This window comes from Corynebacterium sp. UMB9976 (assembly GCF_030212265.1).
GTDB lineage: Bacteria > Actinomycetota > Actinomycetes > Mycobacteriales > Mycobacteriaceae > Corynebacterium.
Genome location: NZ_JASODY010000001.1, coordinates 71,123 through 97,288, shown reverse-complemented (window position 1 = coordinate 97,288; position 26,166 = coordinate 71,123). Strand labels below are relative to the sequence as shown.

The 26,166-nt window shown below is 63.6% G+C and carries 26 protein-coding genes, 1 tRNA gene and 1 pseudogene; 14 read left to right on the top strand and 14 right to left on the bottom strand.

Annotation, left to right across the window (positions count from 1 at the left end; all coding sequences use genetic code 11):
• Positions 1–68: 68 nt before the first annotated feature.
• Positions 69–536 (top strand): Fe-S cluster assembly sulfur transfer protein SufU, encoded by a 468-nt coding sequence (gene sufU / locus QP140_RS00460; protein WP_070758907.1) that lies wholly within the window; start codon positions 69–71, stop codon positions 534–536.
• 73 nt (positions 537–609) lie between these two features.
• Positions 610–1,014, top strand: a complete 405-nt coding sequence (locus QP140_RS00455; RefSeq protein ID WP_070758906.1) for a metal-sulfur cluster assembly factor — start codon at positions 610–612, stop codon at positions 1,012–1,014.
• Here QP140_RS00455 and QP140_RS00450 read toward each other — a convergent pair.
• Positions 1,011–2,258, bottom strand: a complete 1,248-nt coding sequence (locus tag QP140_RS00450; RefSeq protein ID WP_284757459.1) for a lycopene cyclase family protein — start codon at positions 2,256–2,258, stop codon at positions 1,011–1,013. The two genes, QP140_RS00455 and QP140_RS00450, sit on opposite strands and share 4 nt — an antisense overlap.
• A gap of 44 nt (positions 2,259–2,302) precedes the next feature.
• Here QP140_RS00450 and QP140_RS00445 point away from each other — a divergent pair, with 44 nt between their 5' ends.
• Positions 2,303–3,934 carry an ABC-F family ATP-binding cassette domain-containing protein gene (locus tag QP140_RS00445; protein WP_284757458.1) on the top strand — a complete coding sequence of 544 codons (1,632 nt, stop codon included), beginning with the start codon at positions 2,303–2,305 and terminating at the stop codon, positions 3,932–3,934.
• Positions 3,935–3,995: 61 nt separating this feature from the next.
• On the opposite strand, the gene QP140_RS00440 is transcribed toward QP140_RS00445, so the two are convergent.
• The 5 genes from QP140_RS00440 to QP140_RS00420 form a co-directional block, all read right to left on the bottom strand.
• Positions 3,996–4,799: a hypothetical protein gene (locus QP140_RS00440; protein WP_284757457.1), complete on the bottom strand. Its 804-nt coding sequence runs from the start codon at positions 4,797–4,799 to the stop codon at positions 3,996–3,998.
• Positions 4,800–4,990: 191 nt separating this feature from the next.
• Positions 4,991–5,590, bottom strand: coding sequence for a hypothetical protein (locus QP140_RS00435; protein WP_284757720.1), 600 nt, complete (start codon positions 5,588–5,590; stop codon positions 4,991–4,993).
• Positions 5,583–6,290: a MerR family transcriptional regulator gene (locus tag QP140_RS00430; RefSeq protein ID WP_148811821.1), complete on the bottom strand. Its 708-nt coding sequence runs from the start codon at positions 6,288–6,290 to the stop codon at positions 5,583–5,585. The genes QP140_RS00435 and QP140_RS00430 overlap by 8 nt, the downstream gene beginning before the upstream one ends.
• A gap of 48 nt (positions 6,291–6,338) precedes the next feature.
• On the bottom strand, positions 6,339–7,703 hold the full coding sequence (locus tag QP140_RS00425; RefSeq protein WP_284757455.1) for a PFL family protein: 1,365 nt from the start codon (positions 7,701–7,703) through the stop codon (positions 6,339–6,341).
• 11 nt (positions 7,704–7,714) lie between these two features.
• Positions 7,715–7,984 (bottom strand): ACT domain-containing protein, encoded by a 270-nt coding sequence (locus QP140_RS00420; protein ID WP_070758901.1) that lies wholly within the window; start codon positions 7,982–7,984, stop codon positions 7,715–7,717.
• Positions 7,985–8,039: 55 nt separating this feature from the next.
• Here QP140_RS00420 and QP140_RS00415 point away from each other — a divergent pair.
• Both QP140_RS00415 and QP140_RS00410 read left to right on the top strand, forming a co-directional pair.
• A pseudogene (locus QP140_RS00415) lies at positions 8,040–8,240 on the top strand (NAD(P)H-binding protein); the annotation flags it as partial.
• 10 nt (positions 8,241–8,250) lie between these two features.
• Entirely contained in the window at positions 8,251–8,418 is a 168-nt protein-coding gene (locus QP140_RS00410; protein ID WP_284757751.1) for a hypothetical protein, read from the top strand.
• 10 nt (positions 8,419–8,428) lie between these two features.
• On the opposite strand, the gene QP140_RS00405 is transcribed toward QP140_RS00410, so the two are convergent.
• Positions 8,429–8,983, bottom strand: coding sequence for a TetR/AcrR family transcriptional regulator (locus QP140_RS00405; RefSeq protein WP_148811825.1), 555 nt, complete (start codon positions 8,981–8,983; stop codon positions 8,429–8,431).
• A gap of 127 nt (positions 8,984–9,110) precedes the next feature.
• On the bottom strand, positions 9,111–11,921 hold the full coding sequence (locus QP140_RS00400; protein WP_284757452.1) for an aconitate hydratase: 2,811 nt from the start codon (positions 11,919–11,921) through the stop codon (positions 9,111–9,113).
• A 295-nt stretch (positions 11,922–12,216) separates the two neighbouring features.
• On the opposite strand from QP140_RS00400, the gene QP140_RS00395 reads away from it, so the two are divergent.
• A complete protein-coding gene (locus QP140_RS00395) occupies positions 12,217–12,810 on the top strand; it encodes an Rv1476 family membrane protein (RefSeq protein ID WP_284757450.1) in 594 nt (197 codons plus the stop codon).
• A 576-nt stretch (positions 12,811–13,386) separates the two neighbouring features.
• Complete coding sequence (locus tag QP140_RS00390) at positions 13,387–15,360, top strand: DIP1281 family NlpC/P60 protein (protein WP_284757448.1); 1,974 nt, start codon at positions 13,387–13,389, stop codon at positions 15,358–15,360.
• A 57-nt stretch (positions 15,361–15,417) separates the two neighbouring features.
• On the opposite strand, the gene QP140_RS00385 is transcribed toward QP140_RS00390, so the two are convergent.
• Complete coding sequence (locus QP140_RS00385) at positions 15,418–16,320, bottom strand: hypothetical protein (protein ID WP_070761418.1); 903 nt, start codon at positions 16,318–16,320, stop codon at positions 15,418–15,420.
• On the opposite strand from QP140_RS00385, the gene QP140_RS00380 reads away from it, so the two are divergent.
• The gene (locus QP140_RS00380) at positions 16,307–17,146 is read left to right on the top strand and encodes a DUF3097 domain-containing protein (protein ID WP_070758898.1); all 840 of its coding nucleotides are present in this window, start codon (positions 16,307–16,309) and stop codon (positions 17,144–17,146) included. The two genes, QP140_RS00385 and QP140_RS00380, sit on opposite strands and share 14 nt — an antisense overlap.
• A 94-nt stretch (positions 17,147–17,240) precedes the next feature.
• On the opposite strand, the gene QP140_RS00375 is transcribed toward QP140_RS00380, so the two are convergent.
• From QP140_RS00375 to QP140_RS00365, 3 genes are all read right to left on the bottom strand, one after another.
• Complete coding sequence (locus QP140_RS00375) at positions 17,241–17,891, bottom strand: DNA-binding protein (protein ID WP_070761420.1); 651 nt, start codon at positions 17,889–17,891, stop codon at positions 17,241–17,243.
• Between the two features lie 105 nt (positions 17,892–17,996).
• The gene (locus tag QP140_RS00370) at positions 17,997–18,695 is read right to left on the bottom strand and encodes a TVP38/TMEM64 family protein (protein ID WP_284757443.1); all 699 of its coding nucleotides are present in this window, start codon (positions 18,693–18,695) and stop codon (positions 17,997–17,999) included.
• A gap of 72 nt (positions 18,696–18,767) precedes the next feature.
• Positions 18,768–18,856, bottom strand: a tRNA-Leu gene (locus QP140_RS00365).
• 161 nt (positions 18,857–19,017) lie between these two features.
• On the opposite strand from QP140_RS00365, the gene QP140_RS00360 reads away from it, so the two are divergent.
• Positions 19,018–19,581: a YbhB/YbcL family Raf kinase inhibitor-like protein gene (locus QP140_RS00360; protein WP_284757441.1), complete on the top strand. Its 564-nt coding sequence runs from the start codon at positions 19,018–19,020 to the stop codon at positions 19,579–19,581.
• Positions 19,582–19,613: 32 nt separating this feature from the next.
• On the opposite strand, the gene QP140_RS00355 is transcribed toward QP140_RS00360, so the two are convergent.
• On the bottom strand, positions 19,614–20,741 hold the full coding sequence (locus QP140_RS00355; protein ID WP_284757440.1) for a quinone-dependent dihydroorotate dehydrogenase: 1,128 nt from the start codon (positions 20,739–20,741) through the stop codon (positions 19,614–19,616).
• Positions 20,742–20,796: 55 nt separating this feature from the next.
• Entirely contained in the window at positions 20,797–21,948 is a 1,152-nt protein-coding gene (locus tag QP140_RS00350) for a YncE family protein (protein WP_284757438.1), read from the bottom strand.
• Between the two features lie 97 nt (positions 21,949–22,045).
• Between QP140_RS00350 and QP140_RS00345 the strand changes: the two genes are divergently transcribed.
• The 5 genes from QP140_RS00345 to hisG all read left to right on the top strand — a co-directional run bounded on the left by QP140_RS00345 (position 22,046) and on the right by hisG (position 26,035).
• Positions 22,046–22,885 (top strand): undecaprenyl-diphosphate phosphatase, encoded by an 840-nt coding sequence (locus QP140_RS00345; RefSeq protein WP_284757436.1) that lies wholly within the window; start codon positions 22,046–22,048, stop codon positions 22,883–22,885.
• Between the two features lie 9 nt (positions 22,886–22,894).
• Positions 22,895–24,214 (top strand): cysteine--1-D-myo-inosityl 2-amino-2-deoxy-alpha-D-glucopyranoside ligase, encoded by a 1,320-nt coding sequence (gene mshC / locus QP140_RS00340; RefSeq protein ID WP_070759098.1) that lies wholly within the window; start codon positions 22,895–22,897, stop codon positions 24,212–24,214.
• Between the two features lie 17 nt (positions 24,215–24,231).
• Complete coding sequence (locus QP140_RS00335) at positions 24,232–24,642, top strand: hypothetical protein (RefSeq protein ID WP_070759099.1); 411 nt, start codon at positions 24,232–24,234, stop codon at positions 24,640–24,642.
• Positions 24,643–24,751: 109 nt separating this feature from the next.
• Positions 24,752–25,024: a phosphoribosyl-ATP diphosphatase gene (locus QP140_RS00330; protein ID WP_012360282.1), complete on the top strand. Its 273-nt coding sequence runs from the start codon at positions 24,752–24,754 to the stop codon at positions 25,022–25,024.
• A 96-nt stretch (positions 25,025–25,120) separates the two neighbouring features.
• Complete coding sequence (gene hisG, locus QP140_RS00325) at positions 25,121–26,035, top strand: ATP phosphoribosyltransferase (RefSeq protein WP_246818107.1); 915 nt, start codon at positions 25,121–25,123, stop codon at positions 26,033–26,035.
• Positions 26,036–26,166 lie beyond the last annotated feature (131 nt).

Below are 26,166 nucleotides of genomic sequence, written 5' to 3'. Positions count from 1 at the left end.
GCCCTCGCGTAGCGGATAACCTGAACCCAACTACACAACCTCAACCTTCAAAACGGTGGTGAAAATACATGAGAATGGAACAGATGTACCAGGAGGTCATCCTGGACCATTACAAGCACCCGGAGCACGCCGGCCTTCGCGAGCCTTATGACGCGGAGGTCTTCCACGTGAACACCTCCTGTGGTGACGAGCTAACGCTGCGGGTGCACCTGAGCGAGGACCACAAGACGGTTCAGGACATCTCCTACGACGCAGTGGGCTGCTCGATTAGCCAGGCCTCCACGTCAGTGATGGCCGATGAGATCGTGGGCCTGCCGGTCACGGAGGCCTTCGCGAAGCTCGCCGAGTTCGAGAAGATGATCACCTCCCGCGGCAAGCTGGAGGGCGACGAGGACCTCATCGGCGACGGCATCGCCTTTAGCGGTGTCTCCAAGTACCCGGCCCGCGTGAAGTGCGCATTGCTGGGCTGGAAGGCCTTCGAGGCCGCCGCGATCGACGCGGGCGTCACGCCACCCGAGCAGACCGAGAACGCTTAAAGATCAACCGTTAACCGACAACCCACCGTTTCTTTCACGGCACTTAAGCCCAACCCCCAAAGCGAGGAAAGCAATGTCTGAACAGAACCCTTCCAGCCCGGAGATGGACCCATCGCCGCTCAACGAGGTCCCGGAGCCACCGGCGAACCCGAGCCCGGAGGATCTTGAGCGTTACGGCAAGATCGAGGAGTGCCTGCTGGACGTCATCGACCCGGAGCTGGGCATCAACGTCGTTGACCTCGGCCTGGTCTACGACGTCTGGGATGAGGGCAAGACCGTCATGATCAACATGACGCTGACCTCCCCGGCGTGCCCGCTGCACGACATGATTGAGGACCAGGCGCAGACCGCGGTCCTGAGCACTCTCCAGGAGTACGAGGACCTGCAGATCAACTGGGTCTGGACCCCGGCCTGGGGCCCGCAGATGATCAACGAGGAAGGCCGCGAGCAGCTGCGCTACCTCGGCTTCTCGGTCTAGTTTCGCTGCAGGCCGAAACGTAGGTAGCGCCAGGGGCGGCGATAGAGGGGGAGCAACACCGGGTGAGTCCACCCGGTGTTTTTCCTTAGCCGCCACATTGTCCGGGCGGTGCGCAGCCCGCTGCGGCCCGAGAGGTAGGCCAGCTGGTCGGCGGTGGGCAGGGAGAAGAAGGCAGCGAAGAAGCTTTGGACGTCCGCGGTCTCGGCCTCGGCGACAAGCAGGGAACCGATCCGCCGCAGTGCCCGGGCGAGGGTCACATTAACCCGGCGGGCAGTCCCCGTGAGCTTCGCCCCACTGTGTGTTGCTCGAGCGTATTTCGCCTCCACGCGGTCGAGGAAGCCATCCACCTCCTGCAGTGCAGTGCCGACCGAATAGCCGGTCGCAGGGTGGATGAACCCGTCTCGGGCCCCGAAGGCGAGCACCCCTGAGCCAGCAGCGATGGTGCCCATCGGGATGGCGACGAGCTCCTCATCCACGACCTCCAGCTCCTCGCGCCAACCCTCGCCCTGGAGGCTGGCTAGCCGCGCTTCGAGTCGGGCGCGCAGCAGGGCGAAGTCAGCGTCGGTGGGGCGGGAGGTGCTCGCCAGGATCGTCTCTTCCGCCAGCCAGCCTTCGGGGAGGCGCTGGACGTAGAGGAAGCTGGGCTTGGAGCCACCGGGTTCCGCCGCGGGAGAGGCTGTCCAGTCCATGAGGGTCGGGGTGGTCAGCGCCTCGGACAGCGGGGCGCTGGACCCACGCACCGGGCGAAGCACGTAGCCCACCGCGATCTGCCACAGCGCACCGCCTGTGGCCGCCCCGCGGCAGTCCACCGTGAGCCCCGGCAAGTCGGCGAATTGTTCCTCGGTCATGGCTTCGGCGTGCAGGCGTCCCCCGGCGTACCTCACTGCCTCGGCCGCCCCGGCCCGCAGGGCGTCTTTGGCCATCATCCGGTAGCTAAAGCCTAACTGCTTGGTGCTCCCCGGGGTGGGGGTCACGCGGATGGCTTCGGCAGACGAGAAGAGCTCATCGGCCCAGGCCGGAACTTCCGGGGAGAAGGCTCCATAGGTGGCGGGCCAGGCTGGCCACGCGTCCGCCCCCGCTGCGCCCGGACGAGAACCGGGGTCGTAGCCGTGCACCTGCCAACCCCGCTCGGCCGCCCGCAGCGCGAGGATCGCACCCGCTGGCCCCAAACCAATGACGTTGATCCGGCGCGGACCGGCACCCCGGGCGGGCGCCCCAGGGGCTGCGCTAATACTCCAGCTCATGCCCCCAATCTAGCCAAGGGCCGGGCAGTGTTAGGGTATTGCCTGTGATTGTGACGAAGGATCTGGAAGTTCGGGTGGGCGCGCGCACGCTCCTCACCGCCCCCGGCGAGCACCTACGGGTGCAGCCGGGCGACCGCATCGCGCTGGTGGGGCGTAACGGCGCCGGAAAGACCACCACGATGCGGATCTTGGCGGGGGAGACCGAGCCCTACGGCGGCAGCGTCGTCAGCTCCGGGGAGCTGGGCTACCTGCCGCAGGACTCGAAGGAAGGGGACATCGAACAGAGTGCCCGGGACCGCGTCCTCTCGGCGCGCGGGCTCGACCGGATCCGGCAGTCCATGGAGCGCCAGCAGGAGATCATGGAGACCGCGACGACGGACTCCAAGCGCGATGCCGCGATCCGCAAGTACTCCCGGTTGGAGGAGCAGTACCACTCGCTGGGCGGCTACGAGGCCAATGCCGAAGCTGCCCGCATCTGCGACGCGCTGGGCCTGCCGGAACGGGTACTCGACCAGCAGCTGAAGACCCTCTCGGGTGGACAGCGCCGCCGCGTGGAGCTCGCCCAGATTCTCTTCGCCGCCACGGCAGGTTCTGGGCGCTCCAAGACCACCCTGCTGCTCGACGAGCCGACCAACCACCTGGACTCGGACTCCATCGCCTGGCTGAAGGACTTCCTCTCCAAGCACGAGGGTGGGCTGATCATGATCTCCCACGACGTCGAGCTCATCGAGGCGGTCTGCAACCGGGTCTGGTTCCTGGACGCGGTCCGCGCCGAGGCGGATGTCTACAACATGGGCTGGAAGAAGTACCTGGACGCCCGGGCCCTGGACGAGGCACGTCGACGTCGGGAACGGGCCAACGCGGAGAAGAAGGCCTCCGCGTTGAAGAAGCAGGCGGATAAGTTCGGGGCGAAGGCGAACAAGGCCCGCGCCGCCAAGCAGATGGTTGCCCGCGCCGACCGGATGCTCGACCAGCTGGATGAGGTGCGCGTCGAGGACAAGGTCGCCTCGATCCGTTTCCCGAAACCCGCCCCGTGCGGCAAAACCCCGCTGTTCGCCAAGGGGCTGACCAAGATGTACGGCTCCCTGGAGGTCTTCGCGGGCGTGGACCTGGCGATCGACAAGGGCAGTCGCGTCGTCGTCCTGGGCTTCAACGGCGCCGGTAAGACCACGCTGCTGAAGCTGCTGGCCGGGGTGGAGCGCACGGACGGAGAGGGCGGCATCGTCACGGGCCACGGGCTCAAGATCGGCTACTTCGCCCAGGAGCACGACACCATCGACGGGGACAAGTCCGTGTGGCAGAACGCCATCGACGCTTGCCCCGACGCCGATGAGCAGGAGCTGCGCAGCCTACTGGGCGCGTTCATGTTTTCCGGGGAGAAGCTGGACCAGCCGGCGGGCACGCTCTCGGGCGGCGAGAAGACACGCCTGGCGCTCGCCACGCTGGTCTCCTCACGTGCGAACGTGCTGCTGCTCGACGAGCCGACGAATAACCTGGACCCGCAGTCCCGCGAGCAGGTCCTGGACGCGCTGCGCACCTACGAGGGCGCGGTGGTGCTGGTGACACACGACCCGGGTGCCGTGCGGGCTTTGGAGCCAGAGCGGGTCATCGTCCTGCCCGATGGTGTGGAGGACCTGTGGAACGACGAGTACATGGAGATCGTCGAGCTGGCCTAGGCCCGTCTGTCTGGTCGGTTGGTTGGCTGTCCGGCACGGTGTGCCGGTTCGCAGTTGGCGCTTACCAGGACCAGCCGGTCCGCCCGAACCAGTTGCGCTCAGCGAGGTTGAAGACGGCTTCGCGCTGCTTCTTCGTCAGCCCCGAGTCCAGCTCAGCGTAGGTCTGTCCGGGACGGCGGCTGATTCCGACAATCGCCCAGCCGTTATTGTTCCAGTCATCTAACTTGGCATCCTCCGCCGAGCTCGCCATGTTGAAACGTGTGCGGTACCAGTCGGGCCTGCGCTTCATCTCGAATTCGAAGGAATGCATCTCCTTCAGCGAGCCATCGGGGTGGAGCACTTTCAGCGGCGCCCGGTAGTAGTAATAAAACGTTCGGCCGGAGTCGCTGGAACTACTGACATCAGTGCGGCAGTGATAGAACTGCCCGACCAGCGCAGGGTAGTAGTCGATCCAGCCATTCTTCCAGGCTGTGACGATCCGCCTGCGCCGGGAAACGTCGCGTGAGATCGCGTACGCCCCGACGAGGACAAAGATGCTGCCGATAGCGGCAAAGCCGATGTCGATGACGTCGAATTTATCGCGCCATGACCCGGTATCACTCAGACCGCTGAGCAGGAAGCGAAAGCCGATCAGCGCGAACAAACCGCCGAAGAGCACGAAGATCAGGAAGAAAGCGATGCGCCCGGGCAGCGCTCCCCGGTAGGGCGCAGGCCCGGCCGCTTTCACTGCCTCGAAGACCCCGCTGTGGTCCCGCATCGGGTTGGGGCTGGAATAAAAGTCCTCGTCTCGCTCGGGCACCAGCGGGTTCTCCAGCCCGGATTTGAACTTCAGTTGTGTGCGCGGCATGCGTGTCGGCTGCGTCAAAGCTCTGGCCCCTCGTCGCTGTGTTCTCGACAACAAAGTGCCACCAGAATACGCCGGAAGGCAGCGGCAGACGCGCTAAACCGAGCTGCAGCCAAGCACAGCACCGATCATTAGGCGCTGTGGGCGATCCTGGTGACTGATCGTTCTATGAACGGGCTTAACGAAGCAAGGGACATACGGTAGACGAGAAATTAATAATAAGCACCACGCCAAGATTTTCCTGCGTAGTAGCGAATACGCGAGATTGCTTGTGGGTGTACCTTTTGCCATGGGAAGCGATCACCCGTAGCATTCACCGGTTTATTGAGCACCAGGAGAGTGTCGGTCCCGGCAGTTCCGCCAACTGTGAGCGTGTCATCGTCTATAAAAATGCCAGACGCGAACGTGCGCTCACTGTGTTTTTCTGCCACGAGTTCTGCAGGAATCTCGACAAACACAATCTTTCCCCGACGCAGAACTATTCCTGGATCCGCAACGTAGCTGGGACGGATCCGCTCACTAGCAATCAGTGCGCAGATGTACACGACACCCCATACTGATAGTAAGAGCACAACGAGGCGCATAGTGCCTTCCGGCAAGAGTAGATGGACAACCACCATCTCGATAAAAAGGATCGCAATCACGCATAAGAGCATCTGCAATCGTCCAGGTGGGTGGGGAAGTGGCTCCGCCCCTTCAGGCACCAGGCTGTCTCCCCGCATCCACCGAAACAAATCGTGGTAGAGGCCCAGTTCGTATCGAGCGAGTCGGAAGCCAGGATGCTTCAGTAAAACCGTGATAACTTTATGCATCAAACTGCTCCGCCAGTTCCTTCAGTACCACCCGCTGCGCGCCACGGGTGGGAACATCACCCGCAGTGAGTGGCACCGAGCTATGGCGCAGGGTTGGAAGAATATCTCTCAACACCCCTTTCGGAAGCAGTGCGCGGAGCTTTCCAGTGATTGATCTAACTGCGTTGTCTCGCGGCCGCAACTCTCCAAGTAAGCTCCAGAGTCGACGGACTTCACGCTCGGATCTGACGCAATGCGGATCATCCAAGTTGCGTCGAAGCTGTTCCCACGTGGCAGCAGTGGCTACTCCTGTAAACGCCATTAGATCCCACGCATCCAACTCACGCTGTAGTGCCTGTTCGTCCTCTATCACGCCCCGAAGCTTGCCTCTGAGCTCTTTCGGCGTGCCCGTAGGATTTGCAGCCAACATGGATAACCGTTCCCGCTGTTGTTGGAGATGCGCAATTCGCCTATCCAGCAGGTACAGGGACCGGGACACGGCGTTTTTTAAATCTTCCGTATCTGTTGCGCCAACGTCTGCAACAGGAACGCCTGCGTCAATAAGAGCCCGGGCTCTAACGACCGCCGCAAGGTCTTTAACCGAATAGTCTCGATAATTTCCGCTAGTGCGGGATGGCTCGGCAACCGCGCCAATTTCATGCAGGTGCCGTACGGAGCGAACCGAGCATCCTGCTGCGGCAGCGACATCAGAAATTCTCACCCTTTAAACCTAAACCCTCACACAATGTGAGGGTCAAGGGTTAACAAGCTAGTTGCGGAAGCCGTGGACCGGGGCGGGGATGAAACCGCCGCGGTGGACGAAGGCGTCGTTGCCTTTCGCGTTCACCGGGATGACCGGGGCGTAGCCCAGCAGGCCACCAAAATTGACCTCATCGCCCGGCTTCGTGCCCGGCACTGGGATGAGGCGAGCGGCGGTGGTCTTATGGTTCATCACGCCGATGGCGGCCTCGTCGGCAATCATGCCGGCGATGAGCTCCGCCGAGGTATCACCCGGGATGGCGATCATGTCGAAACCGACCGAGCAGATGCTGGTCATGGCCTCAAGCTTGTCCATGGTGATGGAGCCCTCACGCACAGCGTCGATCATGCCCTTGTCCTCGGAAACCGGGATGAAGGAGCCGGACAGCCCGCCCACGCGAGAGCAGGCCATCATGCCACCCTTCTTCACCGCGTCATTGAGCAGGGCCAGTGCTGCGGTCGTGCCGTGGGTGCCGACCTGGTCCAGGCCCATGCTCTCGAGCACGTGCGCCACCGAGTCACCCACCTCGGCGGTCGGGGCGAGGGAGAGGTCGACGATGCCGAAGGGCACGCCGAGGCGCTCGGCGGCCATCGTGCCGACCAGCTGGCCCGCGCGGGTGATCTTGAAGGCAGCCTTCTTGATCTCCTCGGCAATCTCGTTGAGGGAGGCGCCAGCCATCGGGGCGATGGCGTTGTTCACCACGCCCGGTCCGGAGACGCCGACGGAGATCACCGTGTCCGGCTCCTCGATGCCGTGGAAGGCACCCGCCATGAACGGGTTGTCGCCGACTGCATTGGCAAAGACCACGAGCTTCGCGCAGGCGATGGAGGACTCGTCCTTGGTCAGCTCAGCTGCCTCCTTGACGACCTGGCCCATCAGTCCGACGGCGTCCATGTTCACGCCAGCACGGGAGGTCGCGACGTTCACCGAGCCGCAGACCGCGCCGGTGGTGGACAGCGCCTCGGGGATGGAGCGGATGAGCCGCTCGTCGGAGGTCGTCGCGCCCTTCTCGACGAGCGCGGAGTAACCACCGACGAAGTTCACGCCCAGCTCACCGGCGGCGCGGTCCAGCGCCTTGGCGATCTCCACCGGGTTACCCTCCACGCCGGCGGCGACGAGGGAGACGGGGGAGACGGAAACCCGCTTGTTGACGATCGGGATGCCCAGCTCACGCTCGATGCCCTCACACACCGGCACCAGGTCGCGGGCGCGCTCGGTCACGCGATCGTAGACCGCCTGAGCCGTGGCCTCCATGGTGGAGCGGGTGCAGCCGATGAGCGAAATACCCATCGTCACCGTGCGGATGTCCAGGCGGTAGTCCTCGATCATCCGGATGACCTCGAGGAAGCGGGCAGAAGAGAATTCGAAGTTCACGCCGGGCCGCCTTAAATATCGTTGATGGCGCTGAACAGAGCCTCAGACTGGATGCGCACGACCATGCCCAGCGGCTGGCCCGCGGCGTCAAAGGCCTCCTGGAGGGCGCCCATATCCACGTCTGTTTCCGGCAGCTCCACGCGCATGATCATGGTGAAGAAGTCATCCATGATGGTCTGGGAGACGTCGACGATATTCAGGCCCTCGTCGGCTGCCGCCTTCGCGACGGCGGCGATAACACCGGGGCGATCCTTGCCGGTAGTGGTAATGATTGCATACATGCGGCCAGTATAGACCTGGAAAAATGCGCCTAGAAACGGATGTAGGGTGGGCGCCATGAAAAAGCAGCATGTTCTTGTCCTTGGCGTCGGCGGGAACGTCTCGCGCCACAGCATCCCGAAGCTCGTCGCAGCAGGCCACAGCGTCACAGCCCTGGTCCGCAACCCCGGGCACGTCCAAAATCTCGTCGACGAGGGTGCTACCGCGATTGTGCGCGATCTCACTACGATCAGCACAGAGGATTGGGCGCGTCTGCTGAGCCCCTTCGATGTGGTCGTCTGGTCCGCCGGTGCTGGACGGCGCCATGGACCCCGCCTCCGAGACGCCGCGCGAGCTGGTCGCCGACGTCATCGTCGAGTCCGTCGAGCGTGGGGAAGCCTTTGACCGCAACCCGCTCGACTTCGAAAACGGAACGGGCTCGGTCGCCGACGTCTAACCGCGGGCGGCTACACGCCGCGCACCGACTGCTCGACGAGGTCGAGCATCTTCTCGAGCTGCGCGGTGTCGGCCCCCTCCGCCATCTTCGCCATCAGCCCATCCATGACGGTCTCGAGGTAGGTCTGGATGACCTCCAGGGGCACGTCGGTGCGCATCGAGACATTGTGGGACAGGCGGGCCCGGACGGCGGCATCGAGGACCTGCTGGTGCTTGCGCCACCGCGCCTCGAACTCCGGGTCGGTGCGCAGCTTACGGACCGTTTCCGCACGGGTGATGTACCAGCTGTTGGTCTCCGGGTGCGTGATCATGTGCCGCATGACCTCAATGAGGCCGTGGTTCGACACGACCTCCGCCTGGCGGGCGGCGTCCTCCCGCACCACCGCGAGGAACAGGGCTTCCTTGTCCGCGAAGTGGTGGAAAATCGCACCCCGGGTCTTTCCGGTGGCCTTCTCTAGCCGGGCGACGGTCGCTCCCTCGTAGCCATATTGCGCGAAGCAACCACGGGCTTGCTCGATAATCTCCCGACGGCGGCGGGATAGTTCACGGTCGCTGACGATGGGCATGGCGGATTCCTTGATTGCGCACCTTCGGGATTGGGGGTGGGGTCGCGCGGGGTCGAAGAAAAAGTTTAAGAAAAGGGGAGAGGGGCCCACCGGCTAGGCCGGAAGGCCCCTCAGCGGATGGGGAGAACTACTTGTTCTCGTCCATCATGTTGCGCAGGACGAACTGCAGGATACCGCCGTTGCGGTAGTAGTCAGCCTCGCCCGGGGTGTCGATACGGGTCACGGCGTCGAACTCAATCTTCTCGCCGTTCTCCTTGGTAGCGACGACCTTCACGGTCTTCGGGGTCTCGCCCTCGTTGAGCTTCTCCAGACCGGTGATGTCGAAGGTCTCGGTGCCCTCGATGCCCAGGGACTTCCAGGACTCGCCCTCCGGGAACTGCAGCGGAACAACGCCCATACCGATGAGGTTGGAGCGGTGGATTCGCTCGAAGGACTCTGCGATGACGGCCTTCACGCCGAGCAGCAGGGTGCCCTTTGCAGCCCAGTCACGGGAGGAGCCGGTGCCGTACTCCTTGCCGCCGAGAACCACGAGAGGAGTGTTCTGCTCCTTGTAGTTCATTGCAGCGTCGTAGATGTAGGACTGTGGGCCACCCTCCTGGGTGAAGTCGCGGGTGTAGCCACCTGCAACGCCGTCCAGCAGCTGGTTCTGCAGACGGATGTTCGCGAAGGTACCGCGGACCATGACCTCGTGGTTACCACGACGTGCGCCGAGGGAGTTGTAGTCCTTGCGGGCAACGCCGTTCTCGTCGAGGTACTGAGCAGCCGGGGTGCCCGGCTTAATGGTGGAAGCAGGGGAGATGTGGTCGGTGGTGACGGAGTCGCCCAGCAGAGCCAGGACGCGTGCACCCTCGACGTTCTCAACTGCCTCCGGCTCGCGGCTCATGCCGTCGAAGTACGGAGCCTTGCGGATGTAGGTGGACTTTGGATCCCAGTCGAAGGTCTTGCCGGTCGGGACGTCCAGGCCCTGCCAGCGCTCGTCGCCCTTGAAGACGTCGGCGTAGTCAGAGACGTACATCTCCTTGGTGATCGAGGACTTGATGACGTCCTGGATCTCCTCGGTGGATGGCCAGATGTCCTTCAGGAAGACGTCGTTGCCGTCCTGGTCCTGACCCAGCGGCTGGGTCTCGAAGTCGAAGTCCATGGTGCCGGCGATGGCGTAAGCGATGACGAGGATCGGGGACGCCAGGTAGTTCATCTTGACGTCCGGGTTGATGCGACCCTCGAAGTTACGGTTACCGGACAGGACTGCGGTGGCAGCCAGGTCGGAACGGTTGATGCCCTCGGAGATCTCCTCTGGCAGCGGGCCGGAGTTACCGATACAGGTGGTGCAGCCGTAGCCGACGAGGTAGAAGCCCATTGCCTCGAGGTCCTCCCACAGGCCGGCCTTCTCGTAGTAGCCGGTGACGACCTGGGAGCCCGGTGCCATGGAGGTCTTGACCCATGGTGCAGCCTTCAGGCCCTTCTTGCGGGCGTTGCGTGCCAGCAGGCCTGCGCCGAGCATGACGGAGGGGTTGGAGGTGTTGGTGCAAGAGGTGATGGAAGCGATGGCGACCATACCGTGGTCCAGCTCCATGTCCTGACCGTTGTAGTTCACGGTGGTCGGAGCGGACGGACGGCCTTCAGCACCAGCGGCTGCGGACGGCAGGTTGCCCTTGGCATCAGCAGCGGAGGCCGGGGTGCCCTCAGCCTTCGAGGTGTCGTTCGTGCTTGGGCCTTCTGCGTCGAAGGCGCCGCCCTCTTCACCGACTGCGGTGTCGATGTAGTTGTGCAGGTCCTTACGGAACTGGGACTTGGAGTCGGTGAGCTCGATGCGGTCCTGCGGACGCTTCGGGCCAGCGATGGACGGAACGACGGTGGACAGGTCCAGCTCGAGGTACTCGGAGTACTCGACGTCGGCCTCCGGGTCGAGCCACATGCCCTGCTCCTTGGCGTAAGCCTCGACGCGGTCCAGGGTCTCCTGGTCGCGGCCGGTCAGAGCCAGGTAGTCGACGGTCTCCTGGTCGATCGGGAACATCGCGGCGGTGGAGCCGAACTCTGGGGACATGTTGCCGATGGTTGCGCGGTTTGCGAGCGGCAGCTCGGCAACGCCTGCGCCGTAGAACTCGACGAACTTACCGACGACGCCGTGCTGACGCAGCATGTCGGTGATGGTCAGGACGACGTCGGTTGCGGTCACGCCCGGCTGAATCTCGCCGCTGAGCTTGAAGCCGACGACGCGCGGGATGAGCATGGAGATCGGCTGGCCGAGCATTGCAGCCTCGGCCTCGATGCCACCGACACCCCAGCCCAGGATGCCCAGGCCGTTCTGCATGGTGGTGTGGGAGTCGGTACCAACACAGGTGTCCGGGTAGGCCACGCCGTCCTTCTCGAAGACGGAGCGAGCGAGGTACTCGATGTTGACCTGGTGGACGATACCGGTTCCCGGAGGAACGACGCGGAAGTTCTCGAAGGCGCCGGTGCCCCAACGGAGGAACTTGTAGCGCTCCTCGTTGCGCTGGTATTCGATCTCAACGTTCTGCTCGAAGGCCTGGTCAGAACCGAAGGCCTCGATGATGACGGAGTGGTCGATGACCATCTCAGCCGGGTTCAGTGGGTTGACCTGGTCGGCGTCGCCGCCCAGGGAGACCACTGCGTCACGGATGGTTGCGAGGTCAACGATGCAGGCCACGCCGGTGAAGTCCTGCATGATCACACGAGCCGGGGTGAACTGGATCTCGATGGATGGGTCAGCCTTAGGATCCCAGTTCGCGATGGCCTCGATGTGCTCACGGGTGATGTTCTTACCATCCTCGTTCCGCAGCAGGTTCTCGCCAAGCACCTTCAGGGAATAAGGGAGCTTCTCCATGCCAGGCACTGCGGACAGGCGGAAGATGTCGTAGCTCTTCTCGCCAACCTCCAGCGTGCCCTTCGCGTCGAAGGAGTTGATGCTTTCAGTCACTATTAGCTCCTGAGTCTCTTCTCGTAGTCGATAAGTCGCTCCGCGGGCTGGAGCGCGGGGGAGCGCTCCTTAAAATTACGTCCCGGAGTTCGTCGTGGACGTAGCACGGGGAGTACACCTCTATTATGCAGGTTTTCCCGGTGACGTCTGCCACCGACATTAACAGTACGGCCGTTACGTTTAGAAATCTCTCGCTATCGCTCCCCGCGGGAGCATTACCCCCGAACACCCACGAGCTGCGCAGCGCCCCAAGAGAAAACTGAATTTCCGTTCCGAGATGCATGACGAGACAGCCATGATCTACACTTCATGGAACCAAACCCTCAAGTTCCCCTTTAAAGTTCCGGATGGAGATCTCATGGCCAACACTTCGTGTTCCGTAGCCACCTCACCCCATCCAGACACCGTAAAAAAGTTCGCCAAGTTGGGAATCGATGCCCCGCAGATCATTAGCGGGCTCGAGGAGGGTCCCCTGTGGGTGGATCCCAAACTTGAAGCTCGCGTGGAACCTGAAGTCTCGGAAATGCGTGCCGCACTGGACGATGCGGAAGGGGGGTCGCGGATTCAGCTCGCGGTAGTTAACAGCACCCAGCTAGAGCCAGCGACCGAACGCGACCTCGCGCAAATCCTCCACGACGCGACATGTTCGGACACGACTCTCGTGATGACGCCAAAGTGGGGAACGTCAGTGTCCGACCTCTACCCACGCTTCACCCTGGAACGAAACCACGGAAAGCTCCACAGCGACCTCAGCGCGGATGCCGTCGAGAACTTCCTCAGCGCGGTAGAAAACACAGCAACACCGACAACTGCCGTCAGCAACGGCCTGCTGGGAATCACCATTCTCTCGATTGCGATCACCGCACTGTTCGCGCAGCGGCGCCGCTAGCAAAACAAAAGTAGCCGCAGGGGTCCGCACACAGTTCAGCGATACGCACGTGTCCGAAGCTCCACCCCTTAACTTTTAGCCGCATCACCCCAGCTCGCCTCCACCGGATCATCAGGGCAATAACAGGCAAGTCTTCAGTTCCGCGCACTTTAAGGACCCAAAGGTCACGACAAGGCGAAGAAAACCATACAACCGGACTGGCAAAAATTGGGGTCAATCCCACAGGCTTGACAGGCCTTAATCGAGAGTTGAGCGATTTACACGCTTTCTTGCACCCTTCAAGCAGACACGCCAGCATCTTCCAAATTGTGACCTACCTCACAATGTTGCCAATTCTTTACCTTTCCGCTGGTCAAGCCATGTGACATGACCAAAGTGGCGTGTGTTTAATTTGATACTTATGTGAATTGAGTCGCTCAGTTATGCATTTGTGCCCTAGGGTTTTGAACGTCATCGACTGAAACAGGAAGACACTCGAGTTACTCGAGCTGCACCGAAACCTTCGGACACCCCCTGGACCGTGCTTCATCTCATGGGGAAGTGAGATAAACCGGACCGCGGGTGACCTTCTTGTGGATGTCCACCGTCAACCAGGAGACCTTTAACGTGCTATCTCGCCCGAGCATCGGCCGTAACGACACGGCAAACATCGCGCGGTCTAGTCGCACTCTTCTCGCGGTCGCTGTGACCGCCGGCATCTATGCGCACACGGCCACCGCACCCGCACTAGCAGACGACCAGGAGTCCGTTGAGGCATATCTCGCGGACCTGGTGGATCAGACGTCCAGCAAGCAGTCCGAGGTTGACAACATCCTCAACCAGATGGGCGGCATCCGCGAAGCAGCAAATAAGTCCCGCGTGGATCTGGAGCGTAGCCAGAAGGCCGCCCAGGAAGCGCAAGATAAGACGCTGTCCGCGCGCAAGCGGCTCGACAGCGCCGAAAAGGACGTCAACACCGCCCAGGAAAAGCTGAACGAAATTGCTCGCTCCGCATATAAGCAGGGCGGCCACACGGCTCCGGTCACTCTCGCCGCGGGCGCCGATTCCGCCGCGTCCCAGATGGATCGCGCCAGCTATGTTCGTCTCGCGACGGAGAAGCAGCAGGGCGTAGTCAACCGTCTAGACTTGTCTCGCACCCAGAGCGCGAACGAGGAGTCTCGCCTGCGCGCGTCCCGCGAGGCCGCGGATAACGCGGTGCAGAACGCGGTCAAGGCGCACCAGACTGCCGTGGACACGCTGCGCAACTCCCAGCAGCGGCTGCAGCAGATCTCGGCGGAGTACCAGAAGCTCAAGCGCCAGGCCGAGCAGGCTCAGGCAAAGCTTCGCGCAGCCAAGAGCGCGATCGAGACGCTAGCAAACCAGAAGCCCAAGGCTTCCTCCTTTGAAAAGCGTGCTGCAGCGGAGAAGGCCGCGAACCTGGTCGAGAAAAAGGCGGAGAAGGACTCCGATAAGAAGTCCGAGCAGCCGAGCGCACCACAGCAGAACACCCCGCAGACTGAGGAAGCGACGTCCGGCAACAACACTGCTGAAAGCACTGCAGCATCTACCGAGACCCCGGCGCCTTCCGAGGCACCTACGCCGGATACCGCGGTAATTGCTGCACCGGAGACACCTGCTACCTTCGAGCAGTCCAACGCTGGCGACGACCACCGTCAGAAGGCTATCGACGGCCTGATTGCAGCCGGCCAAGACGCCTTCCGGGCAGGCGCCACCGCCACCGCCAATGGGCAGGATCGTGCCGCCGCGCTGCGCGCCGCCGGGGAAGCAGGCCGGAATACCGCCGGTCAGCACTACGATCAGCTCGTCGCTAACGCAGGCAGCGCACAGACCGCGCAGACCGCCCCGAGCGCCACTGAGGCGCCATCACAGAACCAGACGGCGACCACTCCTGCGACCACCCCTGAGTCTGCGCAGGAGCCCGCTGAACAGCAGGCCGAGCAGACCGCAGAGGCAGAGACCCAGGATCAGAGCGACAACCCGGCGCAGCAGGCTGAGTCCCAGGGCATCCTGATCAACCCGGAGACGGGCCTTCAGGAGGAGCGCCCCGGCGAGATGCCACCGGTCACGGCACCGGATAACGACAACCTGCCGGCCGCGGACACCACCGTCGACACCAGCGGTACCGCTGAAGAGAAGATCGAGCGTGTGATCGACCGTGCGATGAGCCAGCTCGGCGTGCAGTACGCCTGGGGCGGCGGAAACGCCAATGGCCCGACGCTCGGAATCCGCGACTGGGGCGTGGCTGACACGTACGGCGACTACCAGAAGATCGGTTTCGACTGCTCCGGTCTGACCCTCTACGCATTCGCCGCAGTGGGCCTGGATATCGGTCACTACACCGGCTACCAGTACAACCAGGGTCGCAAGATCCCGGTCTCGGAGATCAAGCGTGGCGACATGCTCTTCTGGGGCCCGAACGCCGAGTTCCACGTCGCGATCTACCTGGGCGACGGGAAGATGATCGAGGCCCCGCAGTCGGGCGATGTGGTCAAGATTTCCGACGTCCGCTACAACGGCATGAGCCCCTACGCGGTGCGCATGATCGAGTGATGAGACACTAAAAGAGCTCCTGGGGAACTGCTCCGTTAGTCAAGGTGAATGACTTGACTAGCGGAGCAGTTCTCGTTGTGCGTAATCCACCGCGGTCATCCGAGCGATACGCACCGCCCGCCCCAGCGGCAGGAGAAAAGGATCGAGGCTTGACTGCGGCGCCGAATCGCGCGCGACATCAATAATGGCCGCGACATAGTCCGCACGAGCCATGAGCTTCTCCGCGCGCGAGGGAACGTTCACCGGCAACCCCGGCACACCGAAAGCATCGCTCAGCGCCCCCACCAACATCCGTGGCCCGACCGAGCCGGTGGGCCAGCGAACTATCACTCCACTGGATTCGATTCCTGCAACCGCCCGATCCGTCGCCTGCCGCAACATCGCATCCGCGTCGCCCGGCCCGTTGGTTGGCAGTTGCGGAGCCCGGCCCTCGGCGGTGTGCCAGTGCCAGTAGATCACCGAGGAATCAACGATCTCGGGCACGGCGACGTGGTGGACATCTGGAGTCGCGTCCGCAAAGGCAATCCCCGCACCCGCCGCGGCGACCGCCGAAGCGGCCTCGCCGGCCGGCAGTGGGGGCGGATCCCCCATTCCAGCCAGCACCAAATTCACCAACGGCCGGTGTTCCAGGCCGACGGGTGCTCCCTCAGTGACTGCGCGCACGGTCTTGAGGAGGTCGATCAAACCGGTGGCCTCATCCGCCTCTGCGGCAGTTCCGGATACCGTCCCACCGGCTCGGGCCAGCACTCGGTGATGCCGCCCCTGCACCGCATGGAAGGAGTCGATCACCTCGTCGGTGCTAATGACGCCATGCAGCCACCACGCCAACCATAGGGACGTGTTCTGCACCGGGGACCACAGCTGGCTGCGGATCAGCCGCTTCGTTTCAGCATTAGGCATTGCGCCACCGACCTCTTTCATCCGCCTTAGCCTAAGCTTGACAGCCATGAGCTTCAACAATCGCGACCCCTACGCAGGCGACATTTTTCAAGGTCACGCCCGCACGAAGCGGCCACAGTACCCGGAGGTGCCCGCCGAACCTGGGCTGATCATCGAGGTTCTCGCCGATGACTTCGTGGGAGAGGTCGTCGGCGGCGAGAAGACGATCGACGGCTGGTGCGTCAAGCTCGAGGACCGCCATGGCTCCCAGCGCCTGTTCCCGCTACGCCCTGGCGGTTTTCTCCTCGAGGGGCAGCGAGTCAGCCTCAGCCGGTACGTCGCGCCCCGCGAGGTGCCCGCTCAGCCAACGATCTCTAATTCTGGTTCCCGACGGGTCGCCAACGTCGAAGCAAAGGTCGCCGCCCCTTCCCGTATCTGGGTGGAGGGGATTCACGACGCCGCGATCGTCGAGCGGGTCTGGGGGCACGACCTCCGCGTCGAGGGCATCGTGGTGGAGTACATCGAGGGCCTGGACAACCTCCACGAGAGGCTCGCCGAGTTCCAGCCCACCGCGGATCGGCGGGTCGGCGTACTCGCCGATCACCTGATCGAAGGCACCAAGGAAATGCGGCTCGTGCAGAGCCTTGGCCCCCATGTGATGGTCACCGGCCACCCGTATATCGATATCTGGGAAGCCGTGAAGCCGTCCTCAGTTGGGATCAAAGCCTGGCCTCACGTTCCGCGTGGGATCGATTGGAAGACCGGGGTGTGCCAGCAACTCGGTTGGGGAACCCCGCAGGATGGCTGGCGGAAGGTCTATTCCTCCGTGAAGACCTTCCGGGACCTCGATTCCTCGCTGCTGGGGGCAGTGGAGCGGCTGATCGACTTCGTGACGGTCGGGGAGTAGCCAACCCTTATTTCCACGGGGCGATTTGCGCCACACGGTTGGCCCCAGGCAGGGTCAGTGCCAACTTCGGCAGTTGCCTCAAGCTCGGTGTAAGTCAGCCCAGCTCGTCCACGCGGGCGAGCATGTGCACCGCAAGGTTCCACCCGGCCTGCTCGGCCTGCCAACCCGCAGAAGCGAGCCGCTGGCTCATCGCCTGCTTGGAGATGCCGACGACCTCCGCTGCCTCCGACTGCGAGTAACCGGAACGCAGGAGGGCAGTAGCCTCGCGCCCCTCCTTTGTCCGCCGGGCCAACACATGGGCGATGAGGGTAAACGCGGCGGCAATATCTTCGGCGATCTCCGTCCCCTTGCCCGGCGCCTGGGTGTGGTCCGAGCCAGGAAGCTCCAGGCGGACGCTCACCTCGCCAGCCCGCTGCCGGATGCGGACCGCCCGCCGAGCGACCTCGCCCGTGGCAGACATCTGCTCGTGCGGTGCCAATTCCTCCCATTCCTCAGCGCCTTCTGGGTAGGTCTCGGCCATGGTCACCGTCCGCCCGATACCGATGGCGAAGTCCCCGGCCTGGATCAGGCTCAGAACCACCGCGAGCGTCTCCTCAGCCCCCTCGGTGTGGCAGAGCAGGTCCTCGACCCCGACCTGTTCCACGTTCAAAACGGAGTCCGCATTAGCGAAGGCTTCGGTGACCTCTTCGACGTATTCCGCCCGGCGGCGGGACCGGCCACGGTAGGAAGCGAAAATTGCGAACACGTGCTGTCAGGGCTTTCTTATTGGGAACTGCGGGACGTTAGCTGGTGGCCTGCGGTGGCGGGGCACACCAAACAAAGCGGCGCGTGTGCACCGGTGATTTTTATTCTAAGGCCTGCTGCTCACGAGTTTGCGCCAGAGCCAGGCCTCACGGGAGGCGATAGCCAGGCCCGCCAGCATCAACAGGGCCGAGGCCACGAGCCACAGCATTCGCGTCCCGGAGTCCATGTGCTGGGAGGTGAGGCTGTTGGTCGCGATGATGAGGCCAACAGTATTGGGAGCACTGCCCACCACCGTGGCAAAAAGGAAACCCGGGAGGGGGATGCGCACCAGGCCACAGGCGTAGTTTAACAAGCTGAACGGCACCGCTGGCACGAGCCGGAGCCCCAGCACGGCCAGCCAACCACGCTGTTCAATCAGCTCGCGCAAGGTCCCAACGCGCGGGTCGTCACCATCCTCGGCCGGCCGCCACCGACCGCCGACGCGGCGGAAAATCAGCACGGAGATGGTGGCTGACAGCGCGAGCCCCAGGAACATCAGTGCGATGCCCAGCAACGGGTTAAACATCAGCCCCGCGGTCAGCGTCCAGACTGTGCGAGGGAACGGGAACTGGGTACACAGAACCATCAACACCAGGTATGCCAGTGGCGCCCAGGGGCCAGTTGACCCCACCCAGTCGCGGATGGTGTGCGGGGAGGGCAGCGGGATAAAGAAAAGGCACGCGACCGTGGCGAGCGAGGCAAGGATGAGACCGATTTGAGCCCACGTTCCAAGTTGCGCCCAACGTTCGCGAAGATGGGTCAGCACTTGAGGGCGCCCCTTCCAGCCACGTGAGATCCAATAAAAAATCGCCCCGCTTGGCTCAAGCGGGGCGAATCATGGTGTCCGGAGGGGGACTTGAACCCCCACGCCCGTTAATAGGGCACTAGCACCTCAAGCTAGCGCGTCTGCCATTCCGCCACCCGGACAGGGTAAGCATGCACTGCGATTAGATGCCTTAGCACCTAGCCCGTGCGTGCTTGAAACACTCTATCCAGCTTATGAAATTAAAACAAATTGGCAGGTCAGGGCAATAAAAGTTCCGGAAATCCGTGGCTAGAGCGCAAGATTGTTCGGTAGACTAAACAGCATGACTCTCAACCCAGAAGATGCTTTAACTCAAGCCTCCTATGTCGACGAGCGCTTCCCGGGACCAGACCCGTATGCGCCACTAGCCGACCTGCCCAAGCTTAAGATCAGCAGCGAGACCTTCGCCGACGGAGACCGCCTCCCGGAGGCGCAACTCGGTGGCAACGATGTCTCCCCGCAGCTGAGCTGGGAGCCCGGCCCGGAGGGGACCGAAAGCTACGCGGTCACGTGCTTTGACCCGGATGCGCCTACCGCCAGCGGCTTCTGGCACTGGGCCGTGTTCAATATCCCGGCGTCCGTGACTAGCCTCCAGCTCGATGCGGGGGACGAGGAACTCGCCGGCCTCCCAAAGGGAGCGACAGCTCTGCGCGGGGACTCCGGAAGCCGCGGCTACTACGGCGCCATGCCCCCAGAGGGCCACGGCCCGCACCGCTATCTCTTCGCGGTGCACGCCGTCGGGGAGAAGCTGGACATCAGCGACTCCGCAACGCCAACCGTCCTGGGGTTCAACCTCCAGTTCAAGGCTTTGGCGCGCGGCATCCTGTGGGGCTGGGCAGAGAACTAAGCCCCTTAAGCGCTCAACGCAAGGGAGCTGCTTTAAAGCTCCTTCCATTCCAGACCCGAGCCCACCGCTTCGGAGATGTTCCGCAGGCCGTGGGCTCGAATCTGTGCGGCCAGGCCCCGGTGGATCTTCGAGATCCAGTTCGGGCCACCGTAGATGAAGCCGGTGTAGCCCTGCAGAAGGCTGGCACCTGCAGCGATGCGCTCCCAGGCCTGCTGCGGGGTCTCGATGCCACCCACACCGATGAGCACCAACTTGCCCTCCGCACGTGCCGCGATGCGACGCAGCACCTCGAGGGAGCGCTCTGCCAGGGGAGCCCCGGAGACCCCACCCGCGCCGAGGGACTGAACCCACTGCGCGTCGGACTTCAGCCCTTCCCGGCTAATCGTTGTATTCGTCGCGATCAGGCCGGTAACCCCAAGCTCGATGGCCAGATCGGTCACGGCGTCGATGTCCTCATCGGAAAGATCTGGCGCGATCTTAACGAACAGCGGGAGATCGGCTTCCTCCTGGACTGCTGCGACGATGGGGCGCAGCGAGTCCACGGCCTGCAGGTCGCGCAGCCCCGGCGTGTTCGGGGAGGACACGTTGATCACCAGGTAGTCGGCGACGTCCTTCACCGCACGCGCGGACTCGCGGTAGTCGTTGGGGGCCAGCTCCGGTGGGGTGATCTTCGCCTTGCCCAGGTTCACACCCACGGGCTCGAGGCAGCGGCGGCGGGACAGACGCTGAGCGGCAGCAATCGCGCCGTCGTTGTTGAATCCCATGCGGTTGAGGATCGCGCGGTCCTCAGGCAGCCGGAACAGGCGCGGGGTCGGATTACCCGGCTGGGCCACGCTGGTCAGCGTGCCGAGCTCCGAGTAGCCGAAGCCGAGCGGGCCCCAAATGTGGAACTCCTCGGCGTTCTTATCGAAGCCCGCAGCCAGACCGAGCGGCCGGTCAAAGCGAATACCGACCACCGTCTGGGAGAGCACCGGGTCGTCGACGACTAGCGCGCGACGCACCGCAGCGCAGGCGACCTGCGAGTCAGCGATCCGACGGAAAACGCCCGAGAGCATGCCGTGGATCCGCTCCGGCGGGATACGGAACATCAGCTTCAACAGCTTCTCGTAGGCCGAGTCCGAGAGGTGATCGAAGCGGCGGGAAGTTGGGGTGTTGGCCATGGCAGTCTCCTGAATGGTGTTGTGGTGGACGTGGTTCTCTATGGCGACCAGTGGGCTACTGATCCTCGTGGGTCACGGGGAAGTCCTCAGCCTCCGGCACCCCGCGCTCAACGGCGGCGTCGATGTCCGCGGCCGACACCCGCTGGGTGGCGCCGTCCGCGCCGAAGAGCAGCATGTCGCCGTCCGGGGAGTCCAGGATGTGGCGCACGTTCGCGATGGAGTCGAACGCGGCTACCTGGATCGGGGTACCGCTGTCGATGCGGTAACCGGTGACCTCATTATCGCCAGTGGTGGAGACCCAGGCGATCTGGCGCTTGCCGTCCCACAGGACCGCCCACGGGCTCTTACCCGTGGGAGCGGCCTGAACCTGGCGCACCACGTCGTTCAAGGTGAACACCTGGAACTGATCCTGCACGGTATCCGCCGCGATGAAGATCCCCTGATCCCCACGACCAACGCTGTTCAGACCCACGCCCTGGCCGATGCGCAGGGCACCGCGCGGGCCGTTGGTGGCGAGGTCGATGTCGGTGATGCTGGTCTGGTCGCGGTCGATCACCGCGAGCCTTTCCTCACCGTGTTCGTTGTTGACGTGGACGAGGTCGTCGAGGCTACGGCTGACGACAATGGTCTCCGCCTCACCGAGCTGATCACCGGAGGGGGAGTAGTAGTGCAACTGGTTGGAATCCTTGAAGCCCACGAAGACCCGGCCATCCGTCGTGACGGTGGCCACCGTGGGAGTGCCGTCGAGGCTGTACTTCTTAAGCTGCTTACCGTCGGCGTCGTATTCGTACAGCGCGCCGTCGCAGGCGAGCATGACGCCGTCGGCCGAAGGCGTGACCTTCGTGCACTTCTCCGGCACGTCGATCTTCTTCGCCTCGCCCTCCCCAGACAGCTCAGCCAGCGTTCCGATGCGCAGCGTGGACGCGCTCAGTGCCGCCACCTGCTCAGTCTTCGGGTCCAGACCGATCTGGGAGACGTCGATAACCTCGCCGGCTTCGCTATCCTTCTGCACCTCACCGAGCGGGTCCTTCGCTGCCGGGGAGTCCGCCGGAGTGGCGGGCGTGCCGCCCTTCGGTGCCGACTCTGGGGCCGCGGTTCCTTCCGGCGCGCCGTTATCCGCCGTGTCCTCGGTGGCACAGCCTGCCAACCCGAGCCCAACGGTGGCCGTCACCGCAGCCGCCCACGTCAGAGGTTTCTTCCAAGCCATCGCGTCATCGCCTCGTTTACGCCAAACACGCTTACCTGCATTCATCAGGTAGTACGCTACCAGCCGAGTTGGGTGGGTCGGTGTATCGTCCTTAAGCATGCCTACCGAAATGTCTTGGCTGCAGACGATCGTGCTCTCGATCGTGCAAGGTCTCACCGAGTTTCTACCCGTTTCCTCCTCCGGGCACCTGCGGATTGTTTCCGAGCTGTTCTGGGGAGCCGACGCGGGCGCATCCTTCACAGCTGTGATCCAGCTCGGCACGGAGCTGGCGGTGCTCGTGTACTTCGCTAAGGACATCTGGCGGATCCTTACCGCGTGGTTCGCCGGCGTGGTGGATAAGTCCCGGCGGAACCACGATTATCAGATGGGGTGGATGGTCATCGTCGGCACCATTCCCATCGCTGTGCTGGGGTTCTTTGGTAAGGATCTGATCCGCGACCAGCTGCGCAACCTGTGGATCACCGCTGCCATGTTGATCCTCTTCTCCTTCGTTTTCATTCTCGCGGAGAAGCTAGGACGTCGACGCCGCTCCTTCGACGAGCTGACCATGCGGGATGCGGTGCTCATGGGGCTGGCCCAGTGCCTCGCTTTGATCCCTGGCGTGTCCCGGTCGGGCGGTACGATTTCCGCCGGTCTGTTCCTCAACCTGGACCGCGAGGTGGCCACCCGGTTCAGCTTCCTGCTAGCGATTCCCGCCGTCTTGGCGTCCGGCATCTTTTCCCTGGGGGATGTGTTCGATCCAGCCACAGGCCAGGCGGCAAGCGGGGGCCAGTTGGCGGTCGGCACGCTGATCGCCTTCCTCGTCGGATACGCCTCCATCGCCTGGCTGCTGAAGTTCGTGTCTAACCACAGTTTCGCCTGGTTCGCCGCATGGCGCATCCCGGTCGGTGTGCTGGTGATGGTGCTGCTGGGCGCGGGAGTTTTGCAGCCGTTATAGTGGGGAACCATGCATTCCTGGTCTGCTCCCCGTGTCCCACAGTTCCCGACGGCCATTCCGGCGGTGGCCGATTCCGCTGCAGCGGAGGTGGTGGCCCCGCCAGCGTTGCAGCTCTACGACACGGCAGATGACCAGGTCAAGCCCGTCGCATTGCCAGAGGACGGCGCCCCGGTGGGCATGTACGTCTGCGGGATCACCCCGTATGACTCCACCCACCTGGGGCACGCGGCGACCTATAACACCTTCGACCTGGTGAACCGCTACTTGCGCGCCGCCGGGCACGCCGTTACTTATGTGCAGAATGTCACGGATGTCGACGATCCGCTGTTCGAGCGCGCCGAGCGCGATGGCGTGGACTGGCGCGAGCTAGGCAAGGAGCAGACCGACCTGTTCCGTTCCGACATGACTCAGCTGCGGATTCTGCCGCCGGAGTTCTTCGTCGGGGCGATGGAGACGATCGATGAGGTCGTCGCGATGGTCAGCACGCTGCTCGACAAGGGCGCAGCCTACGTCGTGGAGGGGGAGTACCCGGATATCTACGCTGACCACACCTACACTGAACAGTTCGGTTACGAGTCCCGCTACAACGAGGCCACCATGCGGGAACTCTTCGCCGAGCGCGGTGGTGACCCGGAGCGGGAGGGGAAGCGCCACCCGCTGGACGCGCTGCTGTGGCGGGCCCACCGCACGGGTGAGCCGGAGTGGGACGCTCCCTTTGGCTCGGGACGCCCTGGCTGGCACGTGGAGTGCGCGGCCATCGCAATGAATCGGTTGGGGGAGCAGTTCGCCATCCAGGGTGGCGGCGTTGATCTGCGTTACCCGCACCATGAGTACTCGGCAGCTCATGTGGAGGCTGCCTGCGGCAACCAGCGTATGGCGGGGCACTATGTGCACACCGGGATGATCGGTCTCGAGGGAACCAAGATGTCCAAGTCCCTGGGCAACCTGGAGTTCGTCTCTGCACTGACTGCGCAGGGCTTCGACCCCGCGGCTATCCGGGTGGGGCTCTACGCCGGGCACTACCGGGAGGACCGCGACTGGTCCGCAGAGGTCCTCAGTGAGGCTGAGGATCGCCTCGCCAAGTGGCGTGCCGCTGCCGCCGAGGAGAACAATCCGCAGCGTGTCGCGGAGGTGCTGGCGGCCGTCACCGGGCACCTGGCCAACGATCTCGACACCCCAGCCGTCCTGCGCACGCTCGACGAGTGGGCAGCTGCGGTCAACAAGGGCATTGGAGCCAGTGGCTACCGGGTCACCCCCGCCGCCGAGCGCACTTCGGCTTCCCAGGCTCTCGCCACGGGTCTCGACGCGCTGCTCGGCATCGCGGTCTAGGGCGGGGGACGAGCGTCGTGACACAGCACCCATACTCGGCGGGCGATTCTTCGCTTTCCGAATGGCCACCAGATGTTTTTGAGGCCGCTACGGAGTTCATCGGAAACCTCCGGATGATGGCTACGGGCAGCTACCTGCGCGCCGAAGAACGGGAGCATTGGGACCCGCCGTACCCGGAATCTGCGGTGGACGAGGCCCAGGCGGAGCTGGTGACCATCGGAGAGGCGATCCTGGGCGGGGCAGATCCTCAGGAGACCTCCCTGGCCGGGGTCCGCAGAATCATCGCAATCTCCGATGCCAACGGCGGGCTGCTCCTGGATAGTGAGGAGCTGGACGAGCTGCTGGTGTTCCTCAGTCGACTCACCGCCACGGTGGGTGGGGAGGCCACGGTGGTCTGCGACACCGTGCGGGAGCTCGTCGAGGAGTAGCCCCTTAAGCCCCTGGGACTGGGTGCATGCCCCGATAGTGGTGCGAGTATTCACCCCACTATCGGGGCTCCTTGCAACCTTCGGGGGAGACGCGTGCCACAATAGGGGCGTGAGCAATCCCAAGAATTTTGATTCCCTATTCGCGGAGCTTTCCGAGAAGGCGCGCACCCGCCCAGAAGGCTCCGGCACCGTCAAAGCCCTCGACGCCGGTGTCCATTTCCAGGGCAAGAAGATCGTCGAAGAGGCTGGGGAAGTGTGGCTGGCCGCCGAGTACGAGTCGGATGAGGAGCTGGCCGAGGAGATCTCCCAGCTGTTGTACTGGCTACAGGTCGTGGCAGTCGGCCGGGGCCTCAGCCTCGAGGACATCTACAAGCATCTTTAGGCCCAGCTAGAAGCCCGAACTAAACGCACGGAACCCAACTGCGCCGCACCCATCACCGCGGCGGCGCTGCACAGTATCCACCACGCAAGGAGCCACATGTCCCCGGTCGCGCCCAACCTGAACGCCCCACTTCCTGAAGACAACGCCGCTGATTCCGGCGAGCGCTACCTGCGCGTCGCCGTCCCGAACAAGGGTTCTCTCTCGGAAGCCGCGACGAACATCCTCAAGGAGGCGGGTTACACCACCCGCGCTGATTCCAAGGCGCTGACCGCGGTCGATCACGAGAACCAGGTCGAGTTCTACTTCCTGCGCCCGAAGGACATCGCCATCTACGTCGCCTCCGGCCACCTCGACATCGGAATCACGGGCCGCGACCTTGCCGCTGATACCCGCGAGGAAACCGCCGAGCTGCTGCCGCTGGGCTTCGGGGCTTCCACCTTCCGTTACGCCGCCCCGATGGGCGAGGGCTGGACGGTCGAGAAGCTGGCGGGCAAGCGCATCGCCACCGCCTACCCGAACCTCGTTCGCAAGGATCTGAAGAACCGGGGCATCGACGCCACGGTGATCCGCCTGGACGGTGCGGTGGAGATCTCCATCCGCCTGGGCGTGGCCGACGCGATCGCCGACGTGGTCTCCACCGGCCGCACCCTCCGAACGCAGGGCCTGGAGCCTTTCGGCGAGCCGCTGTGCGTCTCCGAGGCCGTCATGGTCGGCCGCAAGGGGGCCGAGGTGGACGAAGCAAAGCAGGTGCTGCTGAAGCGCATGGAGGGCATCCTGCACGCCCAGAATTACGTCATGCTGGACTACAACGTCTCCCGCGACGTGCTGGACGAAGCTGCCGCCATCACCCCGGGGCTCTCCGCCCCAACCGTCTCCCCGCTGGCCAATGAGGGCTGGGTCGCGGTCCGCGCAATGGTGCCACGCAAGCAGGCCAACGCGCTGATGGATTCGCTGTCCGCCCTGGGGGCTGAGGCGATCCTCGCAACGGATATCCGCATCGCTCGTATCTAGCGGATTCTTCTTATCCTCCAACGGGGTCGCCGGCATGGCGGCCCCGTTTTTCTTCCACGGCTACCCCAGGGGAGATAGCCCCGCGCCCGCCGCGCGCCGTTTCTTCTACACTCTTTAAGTACACCCGTACC